We start from the raw sequence: 25,376 nt of genomic DNA, 5'->3' as shown, positions 1-25,376 counted from the left end.
TACGTACATGCTGTGCGGCCGGCGTCTCCCGTGCCGCGTCGGTCTACCGTGCCGCGTCTGTCTACCGTGCCGCGTCGGCCGCCTTCACCAGCGCGTTCTTGGTCACGGTGCCGACGTAGACCTTGCCGTCGTCCGTGATCAGGGCGTTGACCAGGCGGGTGGAGAACACCGTGCCCTTGCCGAACTTGCCGGTCACATGGTCGCCCAGCGAGCCGAGGAAGCCGCCCAGCTCGCCGCCGCCCTCACCGGTCGGCAGGCCGCCCTTGCTGCCGGAGTCGAAGGTGGCGATCGAGTTCCAGCCCTTGCCGAGGACGTCGAAACCGCCGTGGCCCTTGGCGAGGTCCTTCTCGGGCTTCGGGGCGCGCTTCCCGGGCGCCTTGGCCGCGTCGTCCCCCTCGGTGACCTTCGCGCCCTTCGGCGGGGTGAAGTCGAAGGTCGAGGCGGCCGGCTTGGCGAAGCTGACCTGGGTGAAGCCCGCGTCCACGACGGCGGCGCCGCCGCTCGCCGGGGTCAGGGTGAACTTCAGCGGCATCCCCGTCTTCGCGTCCACGGCGATGCTGATCGCGCCCACCGTGGTGCTTGACTGCTTGGGCTTGATGAGCAGCTTGTAGGCGTCCCGGCCGGCGACCTGGACGGTGCCGTCGACGGTCACGGACGTGGTGTCGTCGACGGACTTCAGGGCCTCGTCGGCGAAGTCCTTGGGCGTGGCGGGAGTCTTCTCCCGCTGCTGCTTGCCGTTCTGGTCCGCGGTGCCGTGGTACACCTCGTTGGACTTGCTGTCATAGCCCCAGACGTCCTTGCCGTCGTGGATGAGGCTGTACTCGGCGGCGCTCTCGATCAGCGAGACCTTCTGGCGGTCCGGGCCGTCGGCCGCCACGCGAAGCGTGTGACTCCCCGAGAGCAGTTCGGTGAGCTTGGATTTCGGGTCCGCCGACGAACCGTCGCCGCCCTTGTTCGCCCCGGACAGCAGGCTGCTCTCCAGTCCGCCGAGGTTCGGCAGACCGAGGTCGGTGCTGAACCGCACCGTGCCGGACAGCTGCTGCACGTCCGACGCGGCGATCTTGTTTATGAGCTGCTGTGCGCTGATCTTCGGCAGGTCGGGGTCACCGGAGTCGGCGAGCGCCGGGACCAGCCCGATGGTCGCCGCCGCCACCCCCACCACCGCGACCGGTACGACGTACCGGGCCGCCTTGCGTCGTCCGGTGGCCGTGTCGGTGTCGGCCATGCTGTCGTCGGACGTGGTGTCGTCGGATCCGTACGGTGCCATGTGTGCCTTACCTCCGTCGTCGGCGGCGGCTGCCCTCACCCTCGTCAACCCTGAGCCGCCATTCTCACCCGAATCGGTGAGGAGTGGTGATTTCCGTGGTTTCCATCTCACCAAATCGGCCGTGAGGATGCGTCAGCCCCGGGAGGCAACTCGATGTACGCCTGCGGTATGACACGGGGAGGCGGGATGTCCCCCGACCCGTAGGGGTCGCACTGGATCACGCCGGCGTCTTTCTCAGCCCGTCCGGCGTTCGAGGACGAGGCCGTTCAGGCCGAAGCGGGGGTCTGGGGGCGGCAGCCTCCAGCATGGGCCAGGGAAACCCCGGGCACTACCCGGCCCGGTGCACCACCGCGTCGCACAGCTGCAAAAGGGCCGCCTTGGCGTCGCACTCCCGCAGTGGCGCCAGCGCCGCCCGCGCGTCCTCCGCGTAGCGCACGGTGTCCCGGCGGGCCTGCTCCAGCGCCGGGTGGGCGCGCAGCGCGGCCAGCGCCTCGGCGTGCCGGGCGTCGTCGGTCAGGTCGGAGTCGAGCAGGTCGCACAGGGCGATGTCCTCGGCCAGCCCCAGCCGGGCCGCCCGCTCCCTGAGGCGCAGCACGGGCAGGGTGGGGATGCCCTCGCGCAGGTCGGTGCCCGGGGTCTTGCCGGACTCGTGGGAGTCGGAGGCGATGTCCAGCACGTCGTCGGCGAGCTGGAAGGCCACGCCGAGCCTCTCGCCGTACTGGGTCAGGACGTCCACGACCGTCTCGTCGGCCCCGGACATCATGGCGCCGAAGCGGCAGGAGACCGCCACCAGCGACCCGGTCTTGCCGCCGAGGACATCCAGGTAGTGCTCCACCGGGTCGCGGCCGTCCTGCGGCCCCGCCGTCTCCAGGATCTGCCCGGTGACCAGCCGCTCGAACGCCAGGGCCTGCACCCGTACGGCCTCGGGGCCGAGGTCGGCGAGGATCTGGGAGGCGCGGGCGAAGAGGAAGTCGCCGGTGAGGACGGCGACGGAGTTGCCCCAGCGGGTGTTCGCACTGTCCACTCCGCGGCGCACCGCGGCCTCGTCCATGACGTCGTCGTGGTAGAGCGTCGCGAGGTGGGTGAGCTCGACGACGACCGCCGAGGGCACGATTCCCGGCGCGTACGGGTCCCCGAACTGCGCCGCGAGCATCACGAGCAGCGGCCGGAACCGCTTCCCGCCCGCCCGCACGAGGTGCTGGGCGGCCCCGGTGATGAAGGGGACCTCACTCTTGGTGGCTTCGAGCAGTCCCTCCTCGACAGCCGCCAATCCGGCCTGGACATCGGCTTCCAGAGCCTGGTCCCGCACGCTAAGCCCGAACGGCCCGACGACGGTCACGAGGGGTCTCCTGTCTGCTGGTGCCTGCTGGCGATTACACGGTTTGTCGATAGGTCGCTGCCCTCACTCAAGTCAGCGTATCCGGTCAGCTTTCGATCACCGAGGGCGCCCACTGTTACAGGCCGGGCGCTATCGGATCACGCCCGTTATGTTTTCAATCGGTCGATAAGCACAGATATTTATCGACTTACCCGGAAGTACGACATGACTGCGCCGCTTGGAGCAGTTCACCTTCCGCTCCCACGCCCGATGCGCTACCCAATACGGCGCCCTTCATGTCCTATTTGCCGCGATTGTCATTCCGTGAATTGGGTCACGTCGGCCGATCGGAGCACCCCACCCCCCGACACCGGCAGACCGCTTGCCGCCATTGGCCAGTTGAGGGTTGGCAGACGCAAAGGATCAAGCACCCCATACGCCTCAGAACAAGGTCAACTAGGACTTTGTGTGAATCCGACGCTTGTTCAGGACATGTGCTCTCGCATACGTTCCCGGCCGTCGGGCGGAACGCCGAATCCTGCCGCCGCCCGTCACACCCATCGACGAACTCATTCACGACGGCAGGAGCGGGGGACCCAGGTTTGCCGCCGGTCCGGGCGACACCCGTCGTCCCGGAACGGCTCGGGGTTAAGCCGTACCGCCCTTCGGGCGGCACGGCCGGGCACCTCCCAGCCCGAACCCGACAGCTCACCTCGCAGGCGACGGAGAGGAACTTCGACATGTCTGCTGCCGCTCAGCACCGTGCCCCCTTCGCCCGCCTCGCCCGCAAGCTCGCCGTCGCCGGCACCGGCGCCGCCGTGCTCGCCCTCCCGCTGATCGGCGCGACCAGCGCCTCCGCGGCCACCACCACGGCCGCCCCGACGGCCGCCCCCGCGGCCGCCACCACGGTCGCGTACTCGAACAACCTCGACGGCTGGATCCGCGAGTCGCTCGCGATCATGGCGCAGAAAGGCATCCCGGGTACGTACAACGGCATCTACCGCAACGTGATCCGCGAGTCGTCGGGCAACCCGGTGGCCATCAACCTCTGGGACTCCAACGCGGCCGCCGGTATCCCGTCCAAGGGCCTGCTCCAGGTCATCGACCCCACGTTCGCCAGCTACCACGTGGCCGGCACCTCGTGGAACATCTACGACCCGGTCGCGAACATCACGGCCGCCTGCAACTACGCCGCCCACCGCTACGGCTCGATCGACAACGTGTTCGGCGCGTACTGACCGCCCCGCTCAGGGGAAGAGTCTTTCGAGGACGACGGCGATGCCGTCGTCCTCGTTCGACAAAGTGACCTCGTCGGCCACCGCCTTCAGCTCGGGGTGGGCGTTGGCCATCGCCACACCGTGGGCGGCCCAGTCGAACATCGGGATGTCGTTGGGCATGTCCCCGAAGGCGATGGCCCGTTCGGCGCTCAGCCCGAGGTGGTCGGCGGCCAGCGCCAGCCCGGTCGCCTTGTTGACGCCGCACGGCTGGAGCTCGACGGTCCCCGGCCCCGACATGGTCACCGTCGCCAGCGATCCCACGGCCGCACGGGCCGTGGCGGCCAACTCGTCGTCCGACAGGGCGTGATGCCGCAGCAGGACCTTGCTGATCGGCTCGCACCACAGGTCGTCGCGCCGCCGGACCCGTACGGCGGGCAGGGTGGGGTGGGGCATCAGATAGCCGGGCTCGATGAGCGTGAGCCCGTCCACCCCGTCCTGGTCGACGGCCGCGTACACCTCCCCCACCTCTGCCTCGATCTTGCCGAGCGCGGTCTCCGCCAGCTCCCGGTCCAGGGTGACCGACCACAGCAGGCGGTGGGCGCCGGCGTCGTACACCTGCGCACCCTGTCCGCACACGGCGAGCCCCGTGCAGCCGAGGTCGTCGAGCAGCGGCCGCACCCGCGGCGCCGGGCGCCCGGTCACCACGAGGTGCCGGGCGCCCGCTCTCCCGGCCCTGGCGAGGGCGGCGAGGGAGCGGTCGGAGAGGGTGTCGTCGCCACGCAGGAGCGTTCCGTCGAGATCGGTCGCGACGAGCGAAAACGCGGGGGATGTCGGGGGGGAATATGCGGGGGGTGCGGCCATGATCAGAGAATACGGACACCGCGCCCCCACGACTCACCGCTGTTTTCAGCCCCAACTGGTGCCCAGGGACTCCTTGATGACGGTGTCGAGGCGCGCGGCGCATCCCGAAGCTCCCCGGCCGCCCGCTGCCCGTCATGGTGTCCGGCGTGAACTGATCCAGGACTTCCTGGCCCGGCAGCGGGCAGCGGGCGGCGGCGGAGGAGCAGTAGTCCGTCAGCCGTGTGCCGCCGCGAGGTGCTTGGCCAGGCGCGGCGAGGCGAACTCGGTGCCGCAGACGAAGCGCATCACCGGGCCGTACGACGACGCCGCCGGCAGGCCGGTGAAGTACAGCCCGGGGACGGAGGAGACGTATCCCGCACCCAGACGGGGCGTCCCCCGGCTCACCGTGAGCCGGGTGCGCAGCTCATGGCCGAGGAAGTCCATGGCCGCGATGTCCACGCGGTAGCCGGTGGCCGCGATGACATGGTCGGCGGGGACCTGGGTGGTTCGCCCGGCGTGGGTGCGGACGGTGAGGACCGGGCTGCCGCCGGAGGCGTCCGCGCCGGCCACCCGCTCGACCTCCTCCACCTCGACCTTCCCCTCGAAGCGGTCGCGCAGCCACCAGGCACCGAGCGGGCCGAGGACGCGGCGGACCAGGTAGTGGCGGGTGCGGGCCGGGAGGAAGCGGTAGGGGTGCGGGTAGTAGCTCAGCGCCCAGAGGGACCAGGCTCGGCCGAAGGGCGACTCGGGGCGCAGCCTCGGCTGGTTCCAGGGCGGGGCCCCGAAGGCGACCCGGCCGCGACCGCGTGACACCACCCGTACCCGGGCGCCGGCCTCCGCTGCCAGGGTCGCCGTCTCCAGCGCGGACTGGCCGGCGCCGACGACGATCAGTTCCTTGCCGGAGAACCGGGTCAGGTCATGGTGCTGGGAGCTGTGGGACACCGGGCCGGTGAGGCTGGGTCCGTCGGGCGCCGCCGACGCCAGCTCGGCCGGGAGGTGGGCCAGTCCGGACAGGCCGGTGGCGACCACCACCGCGCGCGCGGTGAACAACTCACCGGAGTCCAGTTTGAGTTCGAAGCCGCCGCCCGCGCCCCGGTCCACGGACACCACCCGCACCCGCTCCAGGTCGGGCAGCAGCTTCTGCTGGAACCACTCGCCGTAGGCGATGAAGGTCTCGACCGGGATGATGTCCTCGTCGGTGACCAGCCGGCGGATGCCCGCCGCGTCGCAGTAGTCGACGAGCGAGTGACCGGGCTGGGGGCAGTCGATGTTGGACGCCACCGGGGTGGACTTGAGGAGCATTCCGGCGGGCATGTGGTCGCGCCAGCTGACCATGGGATCGCCGAAGACGCGGACGGGGATACCGCGCGCCCGCAGATGGGCGGCGGTGGACAGGCCGAATGGCCCGGCGCCGATGACTGCAACCGGTTGAATCACGAAGTCCCTCCCCAGGACGTGTTTTCCGTCACTTCGTGGTGGTGAACGATGCGCCGGTCCGGACAGGCCGCCCAGGGCGGGCTAGCCGCCGGAACCGGTGCCGCTGCCGCGGCGGTTGGTCCGCCACAGCTGATAGAGGTGCTTCGCGCCCGGTCGCACGAAGCGCGCGAGCATCGTGAGGAACGGCAGCGGGTCGTCACCCGCGAGCCAGGCCAGCTCCGTCCCGCTCGCCCGGGCCGGCGCGTGCGGCGTCGTGTAGCCGCTGCGGCGGTAGGCGAGAAGGGCGGGGAGGTCGATGTTCTCCACGATGTAGCGCCAGCCGGCCGGCTGTTCCCCCTCCGGAACCGGGCGGCCGGTCAGATTCAGGTGCATGGCACGTACGACGTCCACGCCGGACTCGTTCTCGAAGAGCCGGAACTGGGCGCCCATACGCGGGTTGAAGTCGAGGAGTTTGTACTGTCCGTCGCGCCGGTCGAAGCGCAGGTCGAGGTCGATGATGCCGCTGAAGCCGATCTGCTTGATGAAACGTGCGGCGAGGTCGGCGAGTTCCGGGTTGTCGACGACGTACGCGTTCGCCGTCATGCCCGCGTGCGGCGGCCACGAACGCACCTTGACGCCGGTGAACATCGCGAGCGGTGTGGAGTCGGCGTCGAAGCAGGCGTGCACGATCCAGTCCTCGGCGTCCTCCCGGGGCAGGTACTCCTGGAGGATCACGCCGGGGTGCTCGCCCCAGTCGCGGGCCAGGGTGAGCAGGCCCTCGCGGGTGGCGATCCTGGTGGTGCCGTTCACGGCGGGCCGCTTGCGCCGGACGAACGCCTCGCGGTTCTTGGCCACCACCGGGTAGCGGGCGGTGTCGGCGTAGGCGACGATCTCTTCGTAGGACTCCGGGAAGGCCGCCGACGGACTGGCGATGCCATGCTCCCCACACAGCTCGTGCAGCCCCTGTTTGCTGGCCAGCCGGCGCGGCAGGCCGGCGTCGACACGCGGGAAGAGGAATCGGTCCATCAGGTCGTCCTGGTGCTCGGCGATCAGGACGGCGGCCTCTTCGTCGGTGGGGATGAGGACGGTGGGGCGACCGATGCGCCGGCCGATCCGCCTGAGCCCCTCCACCAGGCACTCCGGTTCCTCCGCCCCGCTGGTCGGCCAGACGAAGGCGCGGGTGAGGTAACGGGAGGAGGCCGCGGGCGTGTAGCGGTCCTCGGTGATCGCGTACATCGGGACGCCCAGGCGGCCCAGGCTGCGGATGGCGCCGACACCGCCATGGTGCAGGGGATAGTCGCCGAACTTGACGATCAGTCCCGGTACGTTCCTGTCCGCGTCGAAAGGCACACCGACGGAATTCCTGGCCACGGGTCCCCCCACGCGTCCCCCCTACGGACCGGACCCACCCCGTCCGTGTCCCCCAAAGTGACGCTAAGCCGGAATTGACCGCTCCGACAAGGCCTATTCGGACATTGCGAACTCTTTAGACACTACCCGGCACGCTGCCCAGGACATGCAACTCACCCGTAACGTGTGGCCCGACCACATGCAACGGCACGCAGTGATGGCACCGGATGAGAGCGAGGCAGCACCCCATGCCCCCCTTCGACGTCCCCGAGGGCGACCCCTTCGGCCCGCACAACCTCCCCTACGGCGTCTTCTCCCCCGCCGGCTCGACCGAGCGGCGCGTCGGCGTCCGGCTCGGCGACCACGTGCTCGACGCGGGCGCGGCGGCGCGCGCGATCGGTTCGCCGTACGCCTCCCTGCTCGCGCACCCGACCCTCAACCCGCTTCTCGCCGCCGGCCGTACGGCGTGGTCGGACGTACGGCGGGCCCTGACGGCCTGGGTGACGGTGCCCGCTCACCGGGAGACGATCGAACCGCTGTTCCACCCCCTGTCCTCGGTGACCCTGCACCTACCCTTCGAGGTCGCCGACTACGTCGACTTCTACTCCTCCGAGCACCACGCCCGGAACGCGGGCCGCATCTTCCGCCCCGACGCCGAGGATCCACTGACCCCCAACTGGAAGCACCTGCCGATCGGTTACCACGGCCGCTCCGGGACGGTCGTGGTGTCGGGCACGGACGTCGTACGGCCGTCCGGCCAGCGGAAGGGTCCCACCGACCCCACTCCCGTCTTCGGGCCCTCCGTCCGCCTGGACATCGAGGCCGAGGTCGGCTTCGTCGTCGGCGTCCCCTCGGAGCGGGGCAGGCCGGTCCCGCTGGGCGACTTCCGGGAGCACGTCTTCGGGCTGTGCCTGCTGAACGACTGGTCGGCACGCGACATCCAGGCCTGGGAGTACGTGCCCCTCGGCCCGTTCCTCGGCAAGTCCTTCGCCACGTCGGTGTCGGCGTGGATCACCCCGCTGGAGGCACTGGAGGACGCGCTGGTGGCGCCGCCCGAGCGGACCCACCCGCCGCTGCCGTACCTGGACGACTCCGGTGAGGAGCCCGGCGGCTACGACCTGCGGATCTCCATCGCCGTCAACGGCCACACGGTGTCCGAGCCGCCCTTCTCCACCATGTACTGGACGGCCGCGCAGCAGCTGGCGCACATGACCGTGAACGGGGCCTCGCTGCGCACCGGGGACCTGTACGGGTCGGGGACCGTGAGCGGGCCCGAGGAGCGGCAGCGGGGCTCGCTGCTGGAGCTGACCTGGAACGGGCGTGATCCGCTCGAACTGCCGGACGGCAAGCGGACCTACCTGGAGGACGGGGACGTCGTCACGCTGTCGGCGTGGGCGCCGGGGGCGGGCGGGGGCCGGGTGGGGCTTGGGGAGGTCAGCGGGCGCGTTGTAGCAAGTAGTTGACACAAGTTCCCCGGGGGAGGCACAAGTCGTGCGGTCTAACGGGGATTCACATGTCGCAGGCCCGATCCCATTCATCTGTTCCGCCGGCCCCGCAGGCCTCGTCGGTTCCGCGGCCGCTTCGCGCGCGCCCGTCGACCGCTACGCCCGCTGGACGGGGCCGGCGGTCGGGGCGCTCGCGGCACGCCGGCTGACCCCGCTGGACCACGGGGACGGGATCCTTTACGCCATCCCGGCGTACCCGGCGTTCGGGCTCTGCACGGTCGCCGGAGTGCTGGTGGGCGACGCGCTGACCCCGCCGACCCGGGGTGCCGTCCGCCCGGCCGGTCTCGCGCCCCGCCGGGCCCGCGACCACCTGCCGCCCCGGATGAGCCCGCTGCCGGCCGTCCTCGCGGGGGCGCTGGTGGTGCTGCTGACAGCGGCGGCCGCGGTGGCGTCGCCGGACGGCCTGGGACGGGCGGGCCGCGCCCTTACCCTGACCTGCTGGGCGCGGCCTCGACGGCCTCGGGCGGCGCTGATGAACATGAAGTGCGACGGCACCGCGGGGACCGTGGCGAACGACGTGCTGTGGCCGCTGGCCGTGGTGGCCCTGGTGACCGTGCCCTGGAGCCTGTTCACGGCCTGCTCGCCCGGGGCGACCTGGCGGCGCCGGTGAGCGGCGCGGCCGTACGGGTCGACACCACCAGCCCCGTCCCGCCGTACGAGCAGATCCGCGCGCAGCTCGCGGCCCTGATCAGCACCCGCCGCCTGCCGGAGGGCGGACGGCTGCCGACGGTACGGCAGTTGGCGGCGGGCCGCAGTCTGGCGGCCGGGACGGTGGCCCGGGCCCGGGCGAGCTGGAGTCGGCGGGCCTGATCCGCACCCGGCGGGGCGCGGGCACCCGCGTCGCCCCGCTGCCGACCCCCGTACGACGCGCCGATCCGGCCGAACCGGGCGAACCGGCCGAACCGGCCCGCAGGTTCGTGGCGGCGGCCCGGGCACTGGCGCGGCGGAGGACGAGGTGCTGAGGGCCGTCCGGCGAGCATTGCGGGAGTAAGGGCGCCGGGAGGCTCGAGAGCGGGTGGTGTTTGCCGTCGACGCCTGACTCCGGGCGCCCGTCGGCGTCATACTGGCGTAACAGCGTGCACCACCTGAACCGCCACCCGGACCAGCCCCTCGTCCGCCCCCGTCTCCGACCAGGAACCGGAGCCCCCGGCATGACCGTCTGCCTGCTCCTGCTGAGCGTCGTCGCCCTGACGGCCGCGGTGCCGATGCCGCGCGCGCTGACCCGGGCCGCGTGGCCCGAACGGGATCCCGTCGTCGCGTTGTGGGTCTGGCAGTGCCTGGTCGCCACCGTGCTGCTGTGCTGCCTGACCGCGCTGGTCCTGGGCGCCGCCGCCGTCTTCCACACCGTCCGCGACCGTGTCTTCGCCCCCGCGCCGCCCGCCGTGACCGCCGCGTACGACCTCTCCACCGCCCCGGTCTGGGCCGTCACGCTCACCGCACTGCTCGCCTGCGGGGCCGCGTGGACCACGGCGATGCTCGCCCGCGAACTCGTCGAGGCCCGCCGCCGCCGCGGCCAGACCCGGGCCCACCTGCGCGAACGCGCGCCCGAGCTGCCCGCGGGGCTGCCTGCCGCGCGGGGCCCGATGCTGGTGCTCGAGGACGAGTACCCCGACGCCTGGTGGATGCCGGGCCACCCGCCCCAGCTGGTCGTCACCACCGGCGCCCTACAGCGCCTCACCGACCACCAGTTGGACGCCGTCCTCACCCACGAGCGCGGCCACGCCCGCGCCCACCACGACTGGCTGCTGCACCTGTCCACCGCCCTCGCCACCGGCTTCCCCCGCGTGCCGCTCTTCGCCCACTTCTGCGACCAGACCCACCGCCTGGTCGAACTGGCCGCCGACGACACGGCCTCCCGCCGCTGCGGTCACCTCACCACCGCCCTCGCCCTGATCGAGCTGAACCAGCACCGCGGCGTCCTCTCCTGCGCCTCCAGCCGCCGCCTCCTCGGCGAACGCGTCGACCGCCTCCTGGAACCCCCACCGCGGCTGCTGCGCCGGCAGCGCGCGCTGACCACGACGGTGGCGGCGCTGGTACCGCTGCTGCCGCTGCTCATCACGTTCGCTCCGGGTCTGTCGGCGCTGTCCTGACGGCTGGGCAGTCACGCCGTCAGTGGCAGATCTTCCCCCGCCTACAGGTAAAGCCCCAGCTCAGCAGCCCAGCCGGTGGTGTGTCAGATGGCGCAACAATCCGGCAACACGACTTTTCCTACCGCCTCGGTATGGTTCACGGCATGCCACCCACCGACCGCATCCGAGACCACGCCGGTCAAGGCGCCGCGACCACCGTCGCCGCCCACCGCACGCGTCGCCGGCTGCGTGCGGACCAGGCCAGGCAGCTCGCCGATCTCCTCCGCCACCAGATCCTCACCGGCGCCCACCCCGACGGCGCACTCCCCCACGAGTCCACGCTCGCCGACGACTACCGCGCCTCCCGCAACACCGTGCGCCAGGCACTCGACCTGCTGCGTGCCGAGGGACTGGTGGACCGCCTGCCCGGCGTGGGCACGGTGGTCGTCGCCCAGAAGTACCCGCACGGGCTCGACCGCCTGATGGGCCTCGCGGAAACCCTCCGCGAACACGGCCGCGTCACCAACGAGGTCCGCACCATGGGCCCCGCCCCCGCACCCTCCCCGGTCGCCGAACGCCTCGGCGTCCCCGCAGGCACCGACGTCCTCTACATCGAACGCCTGCGCCGCCTGAACGGCCTCCCCCTCTCCCTCGACCTCACCTACATCCCGCTCGACATTGGCACCGCCCTGCTCGACGCCGACCTGGAGAACACCGACGTCTTCCGCCTCCTGGAAGCCATCACCGGCCAGCGCCTCGGCCACGCCGAGATCACGCTGGAGGCGGTGAACGCGGACACCCACTCCGCCACCGTCCTGGAGGCCCCGCGCGGCGCGGCCGTCCTGATGCTGGAACGGCTCACCCACCTCGCGGACGGCCGCCCGGTCGACCTGGAGTTCATCCGGTTCCGCGGCGACCGCATCACCATGAGCGGTCTCCTGCACCGCTCCCTCTGACCCACCCGCTTCCCAAGAGTTCGACCTTCCTGGAGACAGCCATGCCCTTGGCGCCCCAGCGGGCCGATGTGCCCGTGACCATCGACGAGTCCAAGTGCATCGACGGCTGCACGCTCTGCGTGGACATGTGCCCGCTGGACTCCCTCGCCATCGACGAGAGCAACGGCAAGGCGTACATGCACGTCGACGAGTGCTGGTACTGCGGCCCGTGCGCGGCCCGCTGCCCCACCGGAGCCGTCACGGTCAACATGCCCTACCTGCTCCGGTGAAAGGCCCGACTCCCATGAAGCGCCCCATGAAACGCACGGTCATCGCCCTGTCCACGGCATCCCTGCTCCTCCCCCTGTCGGCCTGCGGCGGCGACGCCCAGGCCGGTGACGGATCCACGGTCACCATCACCGTCGGCTACCAGTCCAAGACCATCAACACCGTCACCGCGGGCACCCTCCTGCGCTCCCTCGGCTACTTCGAGCAGCAGCTCAACGCCCTGCACGACGGCCACACCTACAAGGTGGACTGGCAGGACTACGCCACCGGCGCCCCCATCACCGCCCAGATGACCGCGGGGAAGATCGACATCGGCTCGATGGGCGACTTCCCGCTGCTGCTCAACGCGGCCCGCGGCAAGCAGCTCGGCCGCCCCACCCACCTGGTGTCCGTCACCGGCTACAACCTCCGCGGCGGCCTCAACACCGTCGTCACGGCGCCGAACTCCAAACTCACCTCCCTGACGGACCTCAAGGGCAAGAAGGTCTCCACGAGCGTCGGCTCGGCCGCCGACGGCACCCTCGTACGGGCCCTTCAGCGGGCCGGTATCGACCCGAACAACGGCATCTCCAAGCTCAACCAGCAGCCGGCGGTCGGCGCCTCGGCCCTGTCGGCGGGCAGCATCGACGCACTGTCCCAGTTCGTGGCCTGGCCCGGCCTGCTCACCTACCAGGGCAAGGCGAAAGCCCTCTACGACGGCGCCCAGCTGAACCTCCCCACCTTCCACGGCGTCACCGCCCGCGAGGACTTCGCCAAGAACCGCCCCGCCGTCCTGGAGGCCTTCCTCAAGGCCCAGGCCGAGGCGACCGACTACCTGGGCGCCCACCCCGTGACCGCCGCCGAGAAGGTCGCAAAGGCCACCGGCCTGCCCGCCGAGGTCGTCTACCTCTACAACGGCACCCAGGGCATCTCCACCTTCGACCCCGCCGTCAAACCCCAGCTCGTCTCCGCGCTCAAGCAGGACGTGTCCGTCCTGAAGTCCGCGAAGCTGGTCGGGGACGTCGACGTCGACTCCTTCGTCGACGACCAGTACGTGAAGAAGGCTCTTGGCTCCTCCTACGCCAAGGAGCTCGCCGCGACCCCCGCGCCGGCCGCGAGCGAGGTGTGGACGAAGGGGGCCGAGAAGACCACGAGCTTCAAGTCCCCGAAGGAGCTGCTCGCCTACGTGGCCGGGCACAAGGACGGCATCCGTGCCGCGTACGTCCCCGACGCCACCACCGGCACCCAGTGGTTCGCCGACAAGGCGGTATGGGTGGCCGACGGCGACACGCTGCTCCCGTTCGTCGCCCCGGCGACCGCCCGGGCGTACGTCGCCGCGCACACGGGCGCCCGGACGGTCTCGTACACCGACGCGCTCGGACTGGCCTCATGACCCGGCGCCCGCTCGCCCGGTATGCGCTGCGGGTGGCGTCCCTGGCCGCCGCCCTCGGCCTCTGGCAGCTGCTGACCAGCATGGACGTCGACCTGTGGCTGCGCTTCTCGCAGTTCCCCACGGTCACCGACGTGGCCCACGCCTTCGCCGACCGGGTCTCGGGCGGTGACTACTGGACCGACCTCACCGACAGCCTCACCCGGATCCTCCTCGGCTTCACGCTGGCGGCCGTCCTGGGCGTGGCGACGGGCGTGCTCGTGGCCCGCTCGCGCCTCGCCGAGGACCTGCTCGGCCCGGTCCTCGAGGTGATCCGCCCGATCCCGGCGATCGCTCTCGTCCCGGTGGCGATCCTGCTCTTCCCGTCCAACGAACAGGGCATCGTCTTCATCACCTGCACCGCCGCCTTCTTCCCCGTGCTGGTCTCCACCCGGCACTCGGTCCGCGCCCTGACCCCCGTGTGGGAGGAGGCGGTGCGCACCATGGGCGGCGGCCGGTGGCGGATCCTCGGCTCGGTCGTCCTGCCGGGAGCGCTGCCCGGCATCTTCGGCGGCCTGTCCGTCGGCATCGGCGTCTCGTGGATCTGCGTGATCTCCGCCGAGATGATCTCCGGCCAGTACGGCGTCGGTTACCGCACCTGGCAGGACTACACGGTCATCAACTACCCGGGCGTGTTCGTCGGCATGGTCACCATCGGCGTACTCGGCTGGGTCACCTCCACCCTCGTCGAACTGCTGGGCCGCCGGCTCACCCGCTGGCTGCCCCGCACGTCGTACGTCCCTGGTGTGCGTGCCCCGCGGCGGGTGCGCGGCGCCACGACCCCTGCTCCGATCAGCTCCAGGACCGAGGACGTGCCCCATGACCAGTTCGTCTGACGTGCGTTCGCCGTCCCGCACCGGTGCGGGACTCGCCCTGCGCGGCGCCACTCTCGGACGGCCGGGCGCGCCCGTGCTGCACCAGGTGGACGTCGACATCTCCCCCGGCGAGATCCTCACCGTCGTCGGCCCGTCCGGCTGCGGCAAGTCGACGCTGCTGCGCACGCTGGCCGGGCTGCTGTCGCCGCTCGCCGGAGAGGTCGCCCAGGACGCGCGCCCCCTGACGGGCCCCGGCGCCGACCGCGCCCTGATCTTCCAGGAGGACGCCCTCCTGCCCTGGCGCAGCCTGCGCGCGAACGTCGAACTTCCGCTCGCCATCAAAGGGTTGCCCCGGACCGAACGCCGCGCCCAGGCGGAGTCCTGGCTGGCGCGCGTAGGACTCGCCGAGCAGTCCCGGCAGTTGCCGCACCGCGTCTCCGGCGGCCAGCGCCAGCGCGCGCAGCTCGCCCGCGCCCTGGCCGGCAGCCCGCGTGCAGTCCTCATGGACGAACCCTTCGGCGCCCTCGACGCCCAGACCCGCGCCGGCATGCAGGACCTGCTGGTGGAGGTGCTGGGCGGCACCGGAGCGACCGTCGTCTTCGTCACCCACGACGTGGACGAGGCCCTGTTCCTCGGCGACCGTGTGGCCCTCCTGAGCTCCGGCCGGCTGACCGCCGTACGCGACGTGCCGCGCCCCCGCGACCGTACCGCGCACGACGATCCCGCGCGCGTGGCACTGCGGCGCGACGTCCTGACCTCACTGAGCATCTGAAAGGCACCCCGGTGGACACCCCGGACATCCGCACGGAAACCCCCACGGACACCCCCACGGACACTCCCCTGGAGATCCCCGCCCTCGCCGACGCCGAGGAACTCACCTGCGACGTCCTCGTCATCGGTGGCGGCACCGCCGGCACGATGGCCGCGCTGACCGCCGCCGAGCACGGCGCGAACGTCCTGCTGCTGGAGAAGGCCCACGTCCGGCACTCCGGGGCGCTCGCCATGGGCATGGACGGCGTCAACAACGCGGTCATCCCCGGCCGCGCCGAGCCCGACGACTACGTCGCCGAGATCACCCGCGCCAACGACGGCATCGTCGACCAGTCCACGGTCCGCCAGACCGCCACCCGGGGCTTCGCGATGGTGCAGCGCCTGGAGTCGTACGGGGTGAAGTTCGAGAAGGACGAGCACGGCGAGTACGCCGTCCGCCAGGTCCACCGCTCGGGCTCGTACGTGCTGCCCATGCCGGAGGGCAAGGACGTCAAGAAGGTGCTGTACCGGCAGCTGCGGCGGCGCGAGATGCGGGAGCGGATCCGGATCGAGAACCGGTTGATGCCGGTGCGCGTGCTGACCGCCCAGGGGCGTGCCGTGGGCGCGGTCGGCTTCCACACCCGCACCGGTGCGTTCGTCACCGTCCGCGCGGGCGCCGTCATCCTCGCGACCGGCGCCTGCGGCCGCCTCGGCCTGCCCGCCTCCGGCTACCTGTACGGCACGTACGAGAACCCCACCAACGCGGGCGACGGCTACGCCATGGCCTACCACGCGGGCGCGGAACTCACCGGCATCGAGTGCTTCCAGATCAACCCGCTGATCAAGGACTACAACGGCCCCGCCTGCGCGTACGTCGCCAACCCCTTCGGCGGCTACCAGGTCAACCGGCACGGCGAACGCTTCGTCGACTCCGACTACTGGTCCGGCCAGATGATGGCCGAGTTCGCGGCCGAGGTGGCCAGCGACCGGGGGCCGGTGTACCTGAAGCTGAGCCACCTCCCGGACGAGTCCGTCTCGGCGCTGGAGTCGATCCTGCACTCCACGGAGCGCCCGACCCGTGGCACCTTCCACACCGGGCGCGGTCACGACTACCGCACGCACGACATCGAGATGCACATCTCCGAGATCGGCCTGTGCGGCGGCCACTCGGCCTCCGGCGTACGGGTCGACGACCACGCCCGTACCACCGTCCCGCGTCTGTACGCCGCCGGCGACCTGGCCTGCGTGCCGCACAACTACATGATCGGCGCCTTCGTCTTCGGCGACCTGGCCGGCGCGGACGCCTCCCGGTACCGCGCGTACGAAGGGGAGCTTCCGCAGGACCAGTTGCGGGAGGCGCACGAGCTGATCTACCGCCCGCTGCGCAACCCGTCCGGCCCGCCGCAGACCCAGGTCGAGTACAAGCTGCGCCGCTTCGTGAACGACTACGTGGCCCCGCCGAAGTCGGGCGCCCGGCTGTCGCTGGCCCTGGAGGCCTTCGAGCGGATGCGCGCGGACATCGCCGCGATGGGTGCCCGCACCCCGCACGAGCTGATGCGGTGCGCGGAGGCCACCTTCATCCGCGACTGCGCGGAGATGGCCGCGCGCGCCTCCCTGGCCCGCACGGAGTCCCGCTGGGGCCTCTACCACGACCGCCTCGACCATCCGGAGCGCGACGACGCCTCCTGGTTCCACCATCTCGATCTGCACAAGTCCCCCTCCGGCGCGATGGAGTTCACGGCTCGTCCCGTGGCTCCCTATCTGGTTCCGGTCGATGAATTCACTCCGGTCGGCGGCTCTTCCCGGCACCTCGGTGAGGTCCGTGCCGAGGACGTGGCCACCGCCGGGTCCCAGGACGTGGCGCCGGTCACCACGGGGCCGGCCTCCGCACGCGTTCCCGGGCCCGTGGACCGCGGCTCGGGCGAGACCGCCTCGCCGCGGCTCCTGGAGCTGCTGGAGCTGGCCGAGGAGCAGCCGGAACTCGCCGCGATCGAGCCCTACTTGACCGACCTGGACGCTGCCGTGCGGCGGACGGCGGTGTCGGTCCTCACCGAGACGGTGCCGCCCGGCACCGGGCAGGCCCTGGCCGGCGCCCTCAGCGACCCCGACGCCGACGTGCGTGCGGCCGCCGCGGCCTCCTTGCGCGAGCTCGTCGAGACCCTCCCGCCCGAACCCGCCCTGGGTGCCGCCCTCACCGCCGCGGTCGCCGAGGCCGACCCCGTGGTGCGCGCCGCCGCCCTCGACGTGCTGCGCGCCCTGCACCTGGGTGACGCCGGCCTGTTCGCCGAGGCACTGGACGCCCCCGACATCGCCGTCCGGATCGAGGCCGTGCGCGCACTCGTCTCGGTCGACGCCGTCGAACCACTGGCCGGTGCGGCGGCCGACCCCTCGCGCGAGGTCCGCGTCACCGTGGCCAAGGCACTGGCGGCCGTCAGCTCGGCGGACCTGGCCGCGAGCGCCCTGGAGCTGCTCACCGGCACCCTCGACCGGCTCACCGAGGACACCGACCCCCTGGTGCGCGGCGCCGCGCTCGGCGCGCTGGCCACCGTCGGCTGCCCGGCCCCGCTCGCCGCGCGTGCCGTGGCCGCGCTGACCGACCCGGCGTGGCAGGTCCGGGCGGGCGCGGCGACCGCGCTGGGCTCCGCGGACTCCGGTGTGTCGGTCCCCGCCCTGGCCAAGGCGCTCGCCGACCCCAACGCCGACGTGCGCAAGGCGGCGGTGCTCGCCCTGACCCGGCACAACGGCACAGCGGAGGCCCGGGCGGCCCTCGCCACGGTCACCTCGGACCCGGACGCGGACGTCAGGGCGTACGCGGCGCGGGGGCTGTGACGCGCTCCGGCGTCCACATCCAGGTCCCGGCGTCTATATCCAGTCGTCCGGCTCCGGCTCCGCGTCCGGCTCCGGCCAGTCGTCGTCCGCGGCGACTGGGGCCGAAGGGCCGGCGGCCGGGGCCGGAGGGCCGGCGGCCGGGCCGCCCGCGGTCGGGGTGTCCAGGGCGGACAGCACTTCGAGGACACCCTCTCCGTACGTCGCCAGCTTCTTCTCTCCCACTCCCCCGACGGTGCCCAGCTGGTCCACCGAGGCCGGCCAGACCGTGACGATCTCCCGCAGTGTGGCGTCGTGGAAGATGACGTACGCCGGAACACCCTGTTCGCGTGCCTGCTCGGCACGCCAGGCGCGCAAGGCCTCGAAGGCGGGCAGCAGTTCCTCGGGCAGCTCGGCCGCGGCCGTCTTGGCCTTGCGGTCGCCGCGGCCGGAGGAACCCGAGGTCGAGGCCGACCCCGACCGGGAGGTCACCGGCTTCTTCGGCTCCTTGCGCAGCGGCACCTCCCGCTCCCGCCGCAGCACCGCCCCGCTCGCCTCGGTGAGCACCAGCGTGCCGTACTCGCCCTCGACCGCGAGCAGCCCCTGGGCCAGCAGCTGCCGGACGACGCCCCGCCACTCGCCCTCGGAGAGGTCCTCGCCGATGCCGAAGACGGACAGCTGGTCGTGGTCGAACTGGATCACCTTGCCGGTGCGCTTGCCGAGCAGGATGTCCACGATCTGCACCGCGCCGAACTTCTGCCCGCGCTCCCGCTGTAGCCGCACCACCGTGGACAGCACCTTCTGCGCGGCGATCGTGCCGTCCCAGGTCTCCGGAGGCGTGACGCAGGTGTCGCAGTTCCCGCAGCCCGCCGCGTCCGGGTCCTGGCCGAAGTAGGCGAGCAGCTGGCCGCGGCGGCACCGGGCCGTCTCGCACAGGGCGAGCATCGAGTCCAGGTGGGCGGCGGCCCGGCGGCGGAACGCCTCGTCGCCCTCGCCGGACTGGATCAGTTTGCGCTGCTGTATGACGTCGTTGAGGCCGTACGCCATCCAGGCCGTCGACGGCAGGCCGTCCCGTCCCGCCCGGCCGGTCTCCTGGTAGTAGCCCTCGATCGACTTGGGCAGGTCGAGGTGGGCGACGAACCGCACGTCCGGCTTGTCGATGCCCATCCCGAAGGCGATGGTCGCCACCACGACCAGGCCGTCCTCGCGCAGGAACCGGGACTGGTGCGCCGCGCGCGTGCCCGCGTCCAGGCCGGCGTGGTAAGGCACCGCCTCGATGCCGTTGCGGGAGAGGAACTCCGCGGTCTTCTCCACCGAGTTCCGTGAGAGGCAGTACACGATGCCCGCGTCGCCCGCGTGCTCCTCGCGCAGGAAGGCGAGCAGCTGCTTCCTGGGGTCGGCCTTGGGCACGATCCGGTACTGGATGTTGGGCCGGTCGAAGCTCGCCACGAAGTGGCGGGCCGTCGGCATGTTCAGCCGCTGGGTGATCTCCTGGTGGGTGGCGTGGGTGGCCGTCGCCGTCAGCGCGATCCGCGGGACGTCCGGCCAGCGCTCGCCCAGGAGGGAGAGGGCCAGGTAGTCGGGGCGGAAGTCGTGGCCCCACTGGGAGACGCAGTGCGCCTCGTCGATGGCGAAGACCGCGATCTTGCCCCGCGAGAGCAGATCGAGCGTGGACTCCAGGCGCAGCCGCTCCGGTGCCAGGTACAGCAGGTCCAGCTCGCCGGCCAGGAACTCCGCCTCGACCACGCGCCGCTCGTCGAAGTCCTGCGTGGAGTTCATGAACCCGGCGTTCACGCCGAGTGCCCGCAGCGCGTCCACCTGGTCCTGCATCAGCGCGATGAGCGGGGACACCACGATCCCCGTACCCGGTCTGACCAGGGCCGGGATCTGGTAGCACAGCGATTTGCCACCACCGGTCGGCATGAGGACGACGGCGTCGCCGCCCGCCACCACATGCTCGATGACCGCTTCCTGCTCGCCGCGGAAGGCCTCGTATCCGAAGACCCGGTGCAGCGTGGCCAGCGTCTCGCTGTCCGTCGTCCCTGGCATCTCGCCGATCCCGCCTGTCCCGCCCATCGTCGTGTCCCCCGTACGTCGTCTCTCGACCACTGCGTCCACGATAGGGCTCCGCACCGACAGCGTCGGAGTTATCCACAGGCTCGGGCATACGGAAGGGCCCCGGCCTCCCCAGGGAGAACCAGGGCCCCACACTTCCGGTCAGCGCACGAACACGCTCGCCTGGCTCGCCAGGTTCAGGAAGTACTGCGGCGCCACACCGAGCACCAGCGTCACCGCCACGCCCACGCCGATCGCCGCCATCGTCAGCGGGGACGGTACGGCGACGGTCGGGCCCTCGGGCTTGGGCTCGCTGAAGAACATGAGCACGATCACACGGATGTAGAAGAACGCCGCGATCGCCGAGGAGATCACACCGATCACGACCAGCGGGACCGCACCGCCCTCCGCCGCCGCCTTGAAGACGGCGAACTTCCCGGCGAACCCGGAGGTCAGCGGGATACCCGCGAAGGCCAGCAGGAACACCGCGAACACGGCCGCCACCAGCGGCGACCGGCGGCCCAGCCCCGCCCACTTGGACAGGTGTGTCGCCTCACCGCCGGCATCGCGCACCAGGGTCACCACCGCGAACGCGCCGATCGTCACGAACGAGTACGCGGCCAGGTAGAACAGGACGGACGAGACGCCGTCCTTCGAGGTCGCGATGACACCCGCGAGGATGAATCCGGCGTGCGCGATGGACGAGTACGCCAGCAGCCGCTTGATATCGGTCTGGGTGATCGCGACGATCGCGCCGCCCAGCATGGTGATGATCGCGACGGCCCACATGACCGGCCGCCAGTCCCAGCGCATGCCGGGCAGCACGACGTACAGCAGCCTCAGCAGCGCGCCGAAGGCCGCCACCTTGGTCGCCGCCGCCATGAAGCCGGTCACCGGGGTCGGGGCGCCCTGGTAGACGTCGGGCGTCCACATGTGGAAGGGGATCGCGCCGACCTTGAACAGCAGGCCCATCACCACCATCGCGGTGCCGATCAGCAGCAGCGAGTCGTTGCCCATGGTGTTGGCGAGCGCCGGGTCGACGTTGGTGACCGTGCCGTCGACGACCTGCGCGATCGTCGCGTAGGACACCGAGCCCGCGTAGCCGTACAGCAGCGCGATGCCGAACAGCGTGAACGCCGAGGCGAACGCGCCGAGCAGGAAGTACTTGACGGCCGACTCCTGCGACATCAGCCGCTTGCGGCGGGCGAGCGCACACATCAGGTACAGCGGCAGCGAGAAGACCTCCAGGGCCACGAACAGCGTCAGCAGATCGTTGGCCGAGGGGAACACGAGCATCCCGGCGACCGCGAAGAGCAGCAGCGGGAAGACCTCGGTGGTGGTGAAACCGGCCTTGACGGCGGCCTTTTCGCTGTCGCTGCCCGGCACGGACGCGGCCTGCGCCGCGAAGGAGTCCACCCGGTTGCCGTGCGCCGCCGGGTCGAGCCGCCGCTCGGCGAAGGTGAACAGGCCGACCAGACCCGCCAGCAGGATGGTGCCCTGAAGGAACAGCGACGGCCCGTCGACCGCGATCGCGCCCATGGCCGCGATGTGGGCCTTGGTGGTGCCGTAGCCGTCGGCCGCAAGGGCGACGACCGCGGCGAAGGCGGCGGCCAGCGCGACCGCCGACACGAACACCTGGGCGTAGTAACGCGACTTGCGCGGGACGAACGCCTCGATCAGCACCCCGATGATCGCCGCACCGACGACGATCAGGGTCGGCGACAGCTGTCCGTATTCGATCTTCGGCGCGTCGATCTTCGAGATCGGGTCGGCCGCGGTTGTCCACAGGCTGTGGACGGCTGTTGCGCTCACTTGGCCGCCTCCACCTCGGGCTTGGGATCCTTCTTGTGTACGTCGGACATGGTCTGTTTGACCGCCGGGTTGACGATGTCCGTGACGGGCTTCGGGTAGACGCCCAGGAAGATCAGCAGCACGATCAGCGGGGCCACGACCACCAGCTCACGCGCACGGAGATCCGGCATCGCGGAGACCTCCGGTTTCACCGGGCCCGTCATCGTCCGCTGATAGAGGACGAGGGTGTAGAGCGCGGCGAGGACGATGCCGAAGGTGGCGATGATCCCGATGGCCGGGTAGCGCCTGAACGTGCCGACCAGCACCAGGAACTCACTCACGAAGGGCGCGAGTCCCGGCAGTGAGAGGGTGGCCAGACCGCCGATCAGGAACGTGCCGGCGAGCACCGGAGCGACCTTCTGGACCCCGCCGTAGTCCGCGATGAGCCGCGATCCGCGCCGGGAGATCAGGAAGCCCGCGACCAGCATCAGCGCCGCCGTGGAGATGCCGTGGTTGACCATGTACAGCGTCGCCCCGGACTGGCCCTGGCTGGTCATCGCGAAGATACCCATGATGATGAAGCCGAAGTGCGAGATCGACGCGTAGGCCACCAGCCGCTTGATGTCCCGCTGGCCGACCGCGAGCAGCGCCCCGTAGACGATGCTGATCAACGCCAGTACGAGGATGACGGGCGTCGCCCACTTGCTCGCCTCCGGGAACAGCTGGAGGCAGAAGCGGAGCATCGCGAAGGTGCCCACCTTGTCGACGACCGCCGTGATGAGCACGGCGACCGGAGCGGTGGCCTCCCCCATGGCGTTGGGCAGCCAGGTGTGCAGCGGCCACAGGGGCGCCTTCACCGCGAAAGCGAAGAAGAAGCCCAGGAACAGCCAGCGTTCCGTATCGGTCGCCATGTGCAGCGAGCCGTTGGCGCGCGCCTGCGCGATCTCCGTGAGCGAGAAGCTCCCGGCGACCGCGTACAGGCCGATCACCGCGGCCAGCATGATCAGACCGCCGACCAGGTTGTAGAGCAGGAACTTCACCGCCGCGTACGACCGCTGCGTGGACGCCACTTCTTCCCCGTGCTGGTGGGCACGGTCCCCGAAGCCGCCGATGAGGAAGTACATCGGGATCAGCATGGCTTCGAAGAAGATGTAGAAGACGAAGACGTCGGTGGCCTCGAAGGAGATGACCACCATCGCCTCGACGGCCAGGATCAGCGCGAAGAAGCCCTGGGTGGGCCGCCAGCGGCGGCTGCCGGTCTCCAGCGGGTCGGCGTCGTGCCAGCCCGCGAGGACGATGAACGGGATCAGCAGGGCGGTCAGCGCGACGAGCGCCACCGCGATGCCGTCCACACCGAGCTCGTAGCGGACCCCGAAGTCCGGGATCCATGCGTGGGACTCGGTGAGCTGGTAGCGGGCGCCGTCGGGGTCGAAGCGGACCAGGATGACGACGGCCAGGACGAGCGTGGCCAGCGAGAACAGCAGCGCGAGCCACTTGGCGGCGGTGCGCCGCGCGGCCGGTACCGCGGCCGTGGCGACCGCTCCGACGGCCGGGAGCGCCGCCGTCGCTGTCAACAGAGGAAAGGACATCGGTATCAGACCGCCCTCATCAGCAGGGTCGCGGCGACCAGGAGTGCCGCGCCGCCGAACATCGAGACCGCGTAGGAGCGCACGAAGCCGTTCTGGAGCCGGCGCAGCCGTCCGGACAGGCCCCCGAAGGAGGCCGCGGTGCCGTTGACGACCCCGTCGACCAGGGTGTGGTCGACGTACACCAGGGAGCGCGTGAGGTGCTCGCCGCCACGCACCAGGACCACGTGGTTGAAGTCGTCCTGGAGCAGGTCGCGCCGGGCGGCCCGGGTGAGCAGCGACCCGCGCGGGGCGACGGCCGGGACGGCCTTGCGACCGTACTGGGCGTATGCGATGCCGACACCGATCAGCAGGCACACCATGGTCGCGCCGGTGACCGCGCCGGCACTGAGGGGCGAGTCGCCCTCGCTGTGCCCGGTGACCGGCTCCAGCCACTTCAGGAAGCGGTCGCCGATGCTGAACAGACCGCCCGCGGCGACCGAGCCCACGGCCAGCACGACCATCGGAATCGTCATGACCTTCGGGGACTCGTGCGGGTGCGGCTCCGCGTGCTCGCCGCGGTGCTCGGCGGCGGGCTCGGCGCTCGGCGCCTCCGGGGAGCGGGTGGGCTGGTTCCGCCAGCGCTCCTCTCCGAAGAACGTCATCAGCATCACCCGCGTCATGTAGAACGCGGTGATGGCCGCGCCCAGCAGGGCCGTGCCGCCGAGGATCCAGCCCTCGGTGCCGCCCTTGGCGAAGGCCGCCTCGATGATCTTGTCCTTGGAGAAGAAGCCGGACAGTCCCGGGAAGCCGATGATGGCGAGGTAGCCGAGGCCGAAGGTGACGAAGGTGACCGGCATGTACTTGCGCAGGCCGCCGTACCTGCGCATGTCGACCTCGTCGTTCATGCCGTGCATGACCGAACCGGCGCCGAGGAACAGCCCGGCCTTGAAGAAGCCGTGCGTCACCAGGTGCATGATCGCGAAGACGTAGCCGATCGGGCCGAGGCCCGCCGCCAGCACCATGTAGCCGATCTGCGACATGGTCGAGCCGGCCAGCGCCTTCTTGATGTCGTCCTTCGCGCAACCGACGATCGCACCGAACAGGAGCGTGACCGCGCCGACCACGGTGACCACGAGCTGCGCGTCGGGCGCGGCATTGAAGATGGCCGCGGACCGCACGATCAGGTACACGCCCGCGGTCACCATCGTCGCCGCGTGGATGAGGGCCGAGACCGGCGTCGGGCCCTCCATCGCGTCCCCGAGCCAGGACTGGAGCGGGACCTGGGCGGACTTGCCGCAGGCGGCGAGCAGGAGCATCAGGCCGATGGCGGTGAGCCTGCCCTCGGAGGTGTCGCCGGCGTGGCTGAACACCGGGCCGAAGGCGAAGGACCCGAAGGTGGTGAACATCAGCATGATCGCGATCGACAGGCCCATGTCGCCGACGCGGTTGACCAGGAAGGCCTTCTTGGCGGCCGTGGCCGCGCTGGGCTTGTGCTGCCAGAAGCCGATCAGCAGGTAGGAGGCGAGACCGACACCCTCCCAGCCGACGTACAGCAGCAGGTAGTTGTCGGCGAGGACCAGCAGCAGCATCGCCGCGAGGAACAGGTTGAGGTAGCCGAAGAAGCGGCGGCGGCGCTCGTCGTGCTCCATGTACCCGACCGAGTACAGGTGGATCAGGGAGCCGACGCCGGTGATCAGCAGCACGAACGTCATCGACAGCTGGTCGAGGCGGAAGGTGACGTCCGCCTGGAAGCTGCCCACGGAGATCCACGTCCACAGGTGCTGGGTGAGCGTGCGGTGTTCGGCGTTCTTGCCCAGCAGGTCGGCGAAGAGGATCACGCCGAACACGAAGGAGGCCGTCGACAGAAGCGTGCCGATCCAGTGGCCGACGGCGTCCAGCCGCCGGCCGCCGACCAGCAGGACGGCCGCTCCGAGCAGGGGCGCCGCGATCAGCAGCGCGATCAGGTTCTCCACGATTCT

The 25,376-nt window shown here is 71.1% G+C and carries 20 protein-coding genes and 1 riboswitch; of the genes, 11 read left to right on the top strand and 9 right to left on the bottom strand.

All coding sequences use genetic code 11. From position 1 onward, the window contains the following. Window positions 1-61: 61 nt before the first annotated feature. Together ACWGJM_RS23855 and ACWGJM_RS23850 are read right to left on the bottom strand one after the other, a co-directional pair. Window positions 62-1,267, bottom strand: coding sequence for a LolA family protein (locus tag ACWGJM_RS23855; protein WP_453413697.1), 1,206 nt, complete (start codon window positions 1,265-1,267; stop codon window positions 62-64). A gap of 328 nt (window positions 1,268-1,595) precedes the next feature. Further along, complete coding sequence (locus ACWGJM_RS23850; RefSeq protein WP_453413696.1) at window positions 1,596-2,606, bottom strand: polyprenyl synthetase family protein; 1,011 nt, start codon at window positions 2,604-2,606, stop codon at window positions 1,596-1,598. 530 nt (window positions 2,607-3,136) lie between these two features. Further along, window positions 3,137-3,322, top strand: a riboswitch (cyclic di-AMP (ydaO/yuaA leader). 3 nt (window positions 3,323-3,325) lie between these two features. On the opposite strand from ACWGJM_RS23850, the gene ACWGJM_RS23845 reads away from it, so the two are divergent. Next, a complete protein-coding gene (locus ACWGJM_RS23845; RefSeq protein WP_453413695.1) occupies window positions 3,326-3,823 on the top strand; it encodes a transglycosylase SLT domain-containing protein in 498 nt (165 codons plus the stop codon). 9 nt (window positions 3,824-3,832) lie between these two features. Here ACWGJM_RS23845 and ACWGJM_RS23840 read toward each other — a convergent pair whose 3' ends face one another. The 3 genes from ACWGJM_RS23840 to ACWGJM_RS23830 form a co-directional block, all read right to left on the bottom strand. After that, window positions 3,833-4,663 carry an HAD family hydrolase gene (locus tag ACWGJM_RS23840; protein WP_453413694.1) on the bottom strand — a complete coding sequence of 277 codons (831 nt, stop codon included), beginning with the start codon at window positions 4,661-4,663 and terminating at the stop codon, window positions 3,833-3,835. 213 nt (window positions 4,664-4,876) lie between these two features. Then, a complete protein-coding gene (locus ACWGJM_RS23835) occupies window positions 4,877-6,079 on the bottom strand; it encodes an NAD(P)-binding domain-containing protein (protein ID WP_453413693.1) in 1,203 nt (400 codons plus the stop codon). A gap of 81 nt (window positions 6,080-6,160) precedes the next feature. After that, window positions 6,161-7,408, bottom strand: a complete 1,248-nt coding sequence (locus ACWGJM_RS23830; RefSeq protein WP_453413692.1) for a carboxylate--amine ligase — start codon at window positions 7,406-7,408, stop codon at window positions 6,161-6,163. 248 nt (window positions 7,409-7,656) lie between these two features. On the opposite strand from ACWGJM_RS23830, the gene fahA reads away from it, so the two are divergent. The 10 genes from fahA (at window position 7,657) to ACWGJM_RS23780 (ending at window position 18,007) form a co-directional block, all read left to right on the top strand. Beyond that, a complete protein-coding gene (gene fahA / locus ACWGJM_RS23825) occupies window positions 7,657-8,871 on the top strand; it encodes a fumarylacetoacetase (RefSeq protein WP_453413691.1) in 1,215 nt (404 codons plus the stop codon). Window positions 8,872-8,899: 28 nt separating this feature from the next. Then, window positions 8,900-9,523, top strand: a complete 624-nt coding sequence (locus ACWGJM_RS23820) for a hypothetical protein (RefSeq protein WP_453413690.1) — start codon at window positions 8,900-8,902, stop codon at window positions 9,521-9,523. Further along, window positions 9,520-9,723, top strand: a complete 204-nt coding sequence (locus ACWGJM_RS23815) for a hypothetical protein (RefSeq protein ID WP_453413689.1) — start codon at window positions 9,520-9,522, stop codon at window positions 9,721-9,723. The genes ACWGJM_RS23820 and ACWGJM_RS23815 overlap by 4 nt, the downstream gene beginning before the upstream one ends. Before the next feature lie 341 nt (window positions 9,724-10,064). After that, complete coding sequence (locus ACWGJM_RS23810; protein ID WP_453413688.1) at window positions 10,065-11,003, top strand: M56 family metallopeptidase; 939 nt, start codon at window positions 10,065-10,067, stop codon at window positions 11,001-11,003. 143 nt (window positions 11,004-11,146) lie between these two features. Beyond that, window positions 11,147-11,938 carry a GntR family transcriptional regulator gene (locus ACWGJM_RS23805; RefSeq protein ID WP_390741351.1) on the top strand — a complete coding sequence of 264 codons (792 nt, stop codon included), beginning with the start codon at window positions 11,147-11,149 and terminating at the stop codon, window positions 11,936-11,938. Between the two features lie 41 nt (window positions 11,939-11,979). Next, a complete protein-coding gene (locus ACWGJM_RS23800) occupies window positions 11,980-12,207 on the top strand; it encodes a 4Fe-4S dicluster domain-containing protein (RefSeq protein WP_010986276.1) in 228 nt (75 codons plus the stop codon). Between the two features lie 26 nt (window positions 12,208-12,233). Next, a complete protein-coding gene (locus tag ACWGJM_RS23795) occupies window positions 12,234-13,577 on the top strand; it encodes an ABC transporter substrate-binding protein (protein ID WP_453413687.1) in 1,344 nt (447 codons plus the stop codon). Beyond that, complete coding sequence (locus tag ACWGJM_RS23790; RefSeq protein WP_453413686.1) at window positions 13,574-14,449, top strand: ABC transporter permease; 876 nt, start codon at window positions 13,574-13,576, stop codon at window positions 14,447-14,449. The genes ACWGJM_RS23795 and ACWGJM_RS23790 overlap by 4 nt, the downstream gene beginning before the upstream one ends. Next, window positions 14,433-15,200, top strand: coding sequence for an ABC transporter ATP-binding protein (locus tag ACWGJM_RS23785; protein ID WP_453413685.1), 768 nt, complete (start codon window positions 14,433-14,435; stop codon window positions 15,198-15,200). The genes ACWGJM_RS23790 and ACWGJM_RS23785 overlap by 17 nt, the downstream gene beginning before the upstream one ends. A gap of 11 nt (window positions 15,201-15,211) precedes the next feature. Then, window positions 15,212-18,007 carry a fumarate reductase/succinate dehydrogenase flavoprotein subunit gene (locus ACWGJM_RS23780; RefSeq protein ID WP_453413684.1) on the top strand — a complete coding sequence of 932 codons (2,796 nt, stop codon included), beginning with the start codon at window positions 15,212-15,214 and terminating at the stop codon, window positions 18,005-18,007. Between the two features lie 33 nt (window positions 18,008-18,040). Here the strand turns inward: ACWGJM_RS23780 and recQ are convergent, their stop codons facing one another. The 4 genes from recQ to nuoL form a co-directional block, all read right to left on the bottom strand. Beyond that, on the bottom strand, window positions 18,041-20,059 hold the full coding sequence (gene recQ / locus ACWGJM_RS23775) for a DNA helicase RecQ (protein ID WP_453413715.1): 2,019 nt from the start codon (window positions 20,057-20,059) through the stop codon (window positions 18,041-18,043). 141 nt (window positions 20,060-20,200) lie between these two features. Further along, on the bottom strand, window positions 20,201-21,850 hold the full coding sequence (gene nuoN / locus ACWGJM_RS23770) for an NADH-quinone oxidoreductase subunit NuoN (RefSeq protein ID WP_453413683.1): 1,650 nt from the start codon (window positions 21,848-21,850) through the stop codon (window positions 20,201-20,203). After that, complete coding sequence (locus ACWGJM_RS23765) at window positions 21,847-23,418, bottom strand: NADH-quinone oxidoreductase subunit M (protein ID WP_453413682.1); 1,572 nt, start codon at window positions 23,416-23,418, stop codon at window positions 21,847-21,849. The genes nuoN and ACWGJM_RS23765 overlap by 4 nt, the downstream gene beginning before the upstream one ends. A gap of 5 nt (window positions 23,419-23,423) precedes the next feature. Continuing rightward, entirely contained in the window at window positions 23,424-25,370 is a 1,947-nt protein-coding gene (gene nuoL / locus ACWGJM_RS23760) for an NADH-quinone oxidoreductase subunit L (protein ID WP_453413681.1), read from the bottom strand. Window positions 25,371-25,376: the final 6 nt, after the last annotated feature.

It is taken from the genome of Streptomyces sp. NPDC054834, from assembly GCF_053611185.1.
The sequence above is the reverse complement of the archived record's forward strand: the minus strand, read 5'-3'. Positions and strand labels throughout refer to the sequence as shown.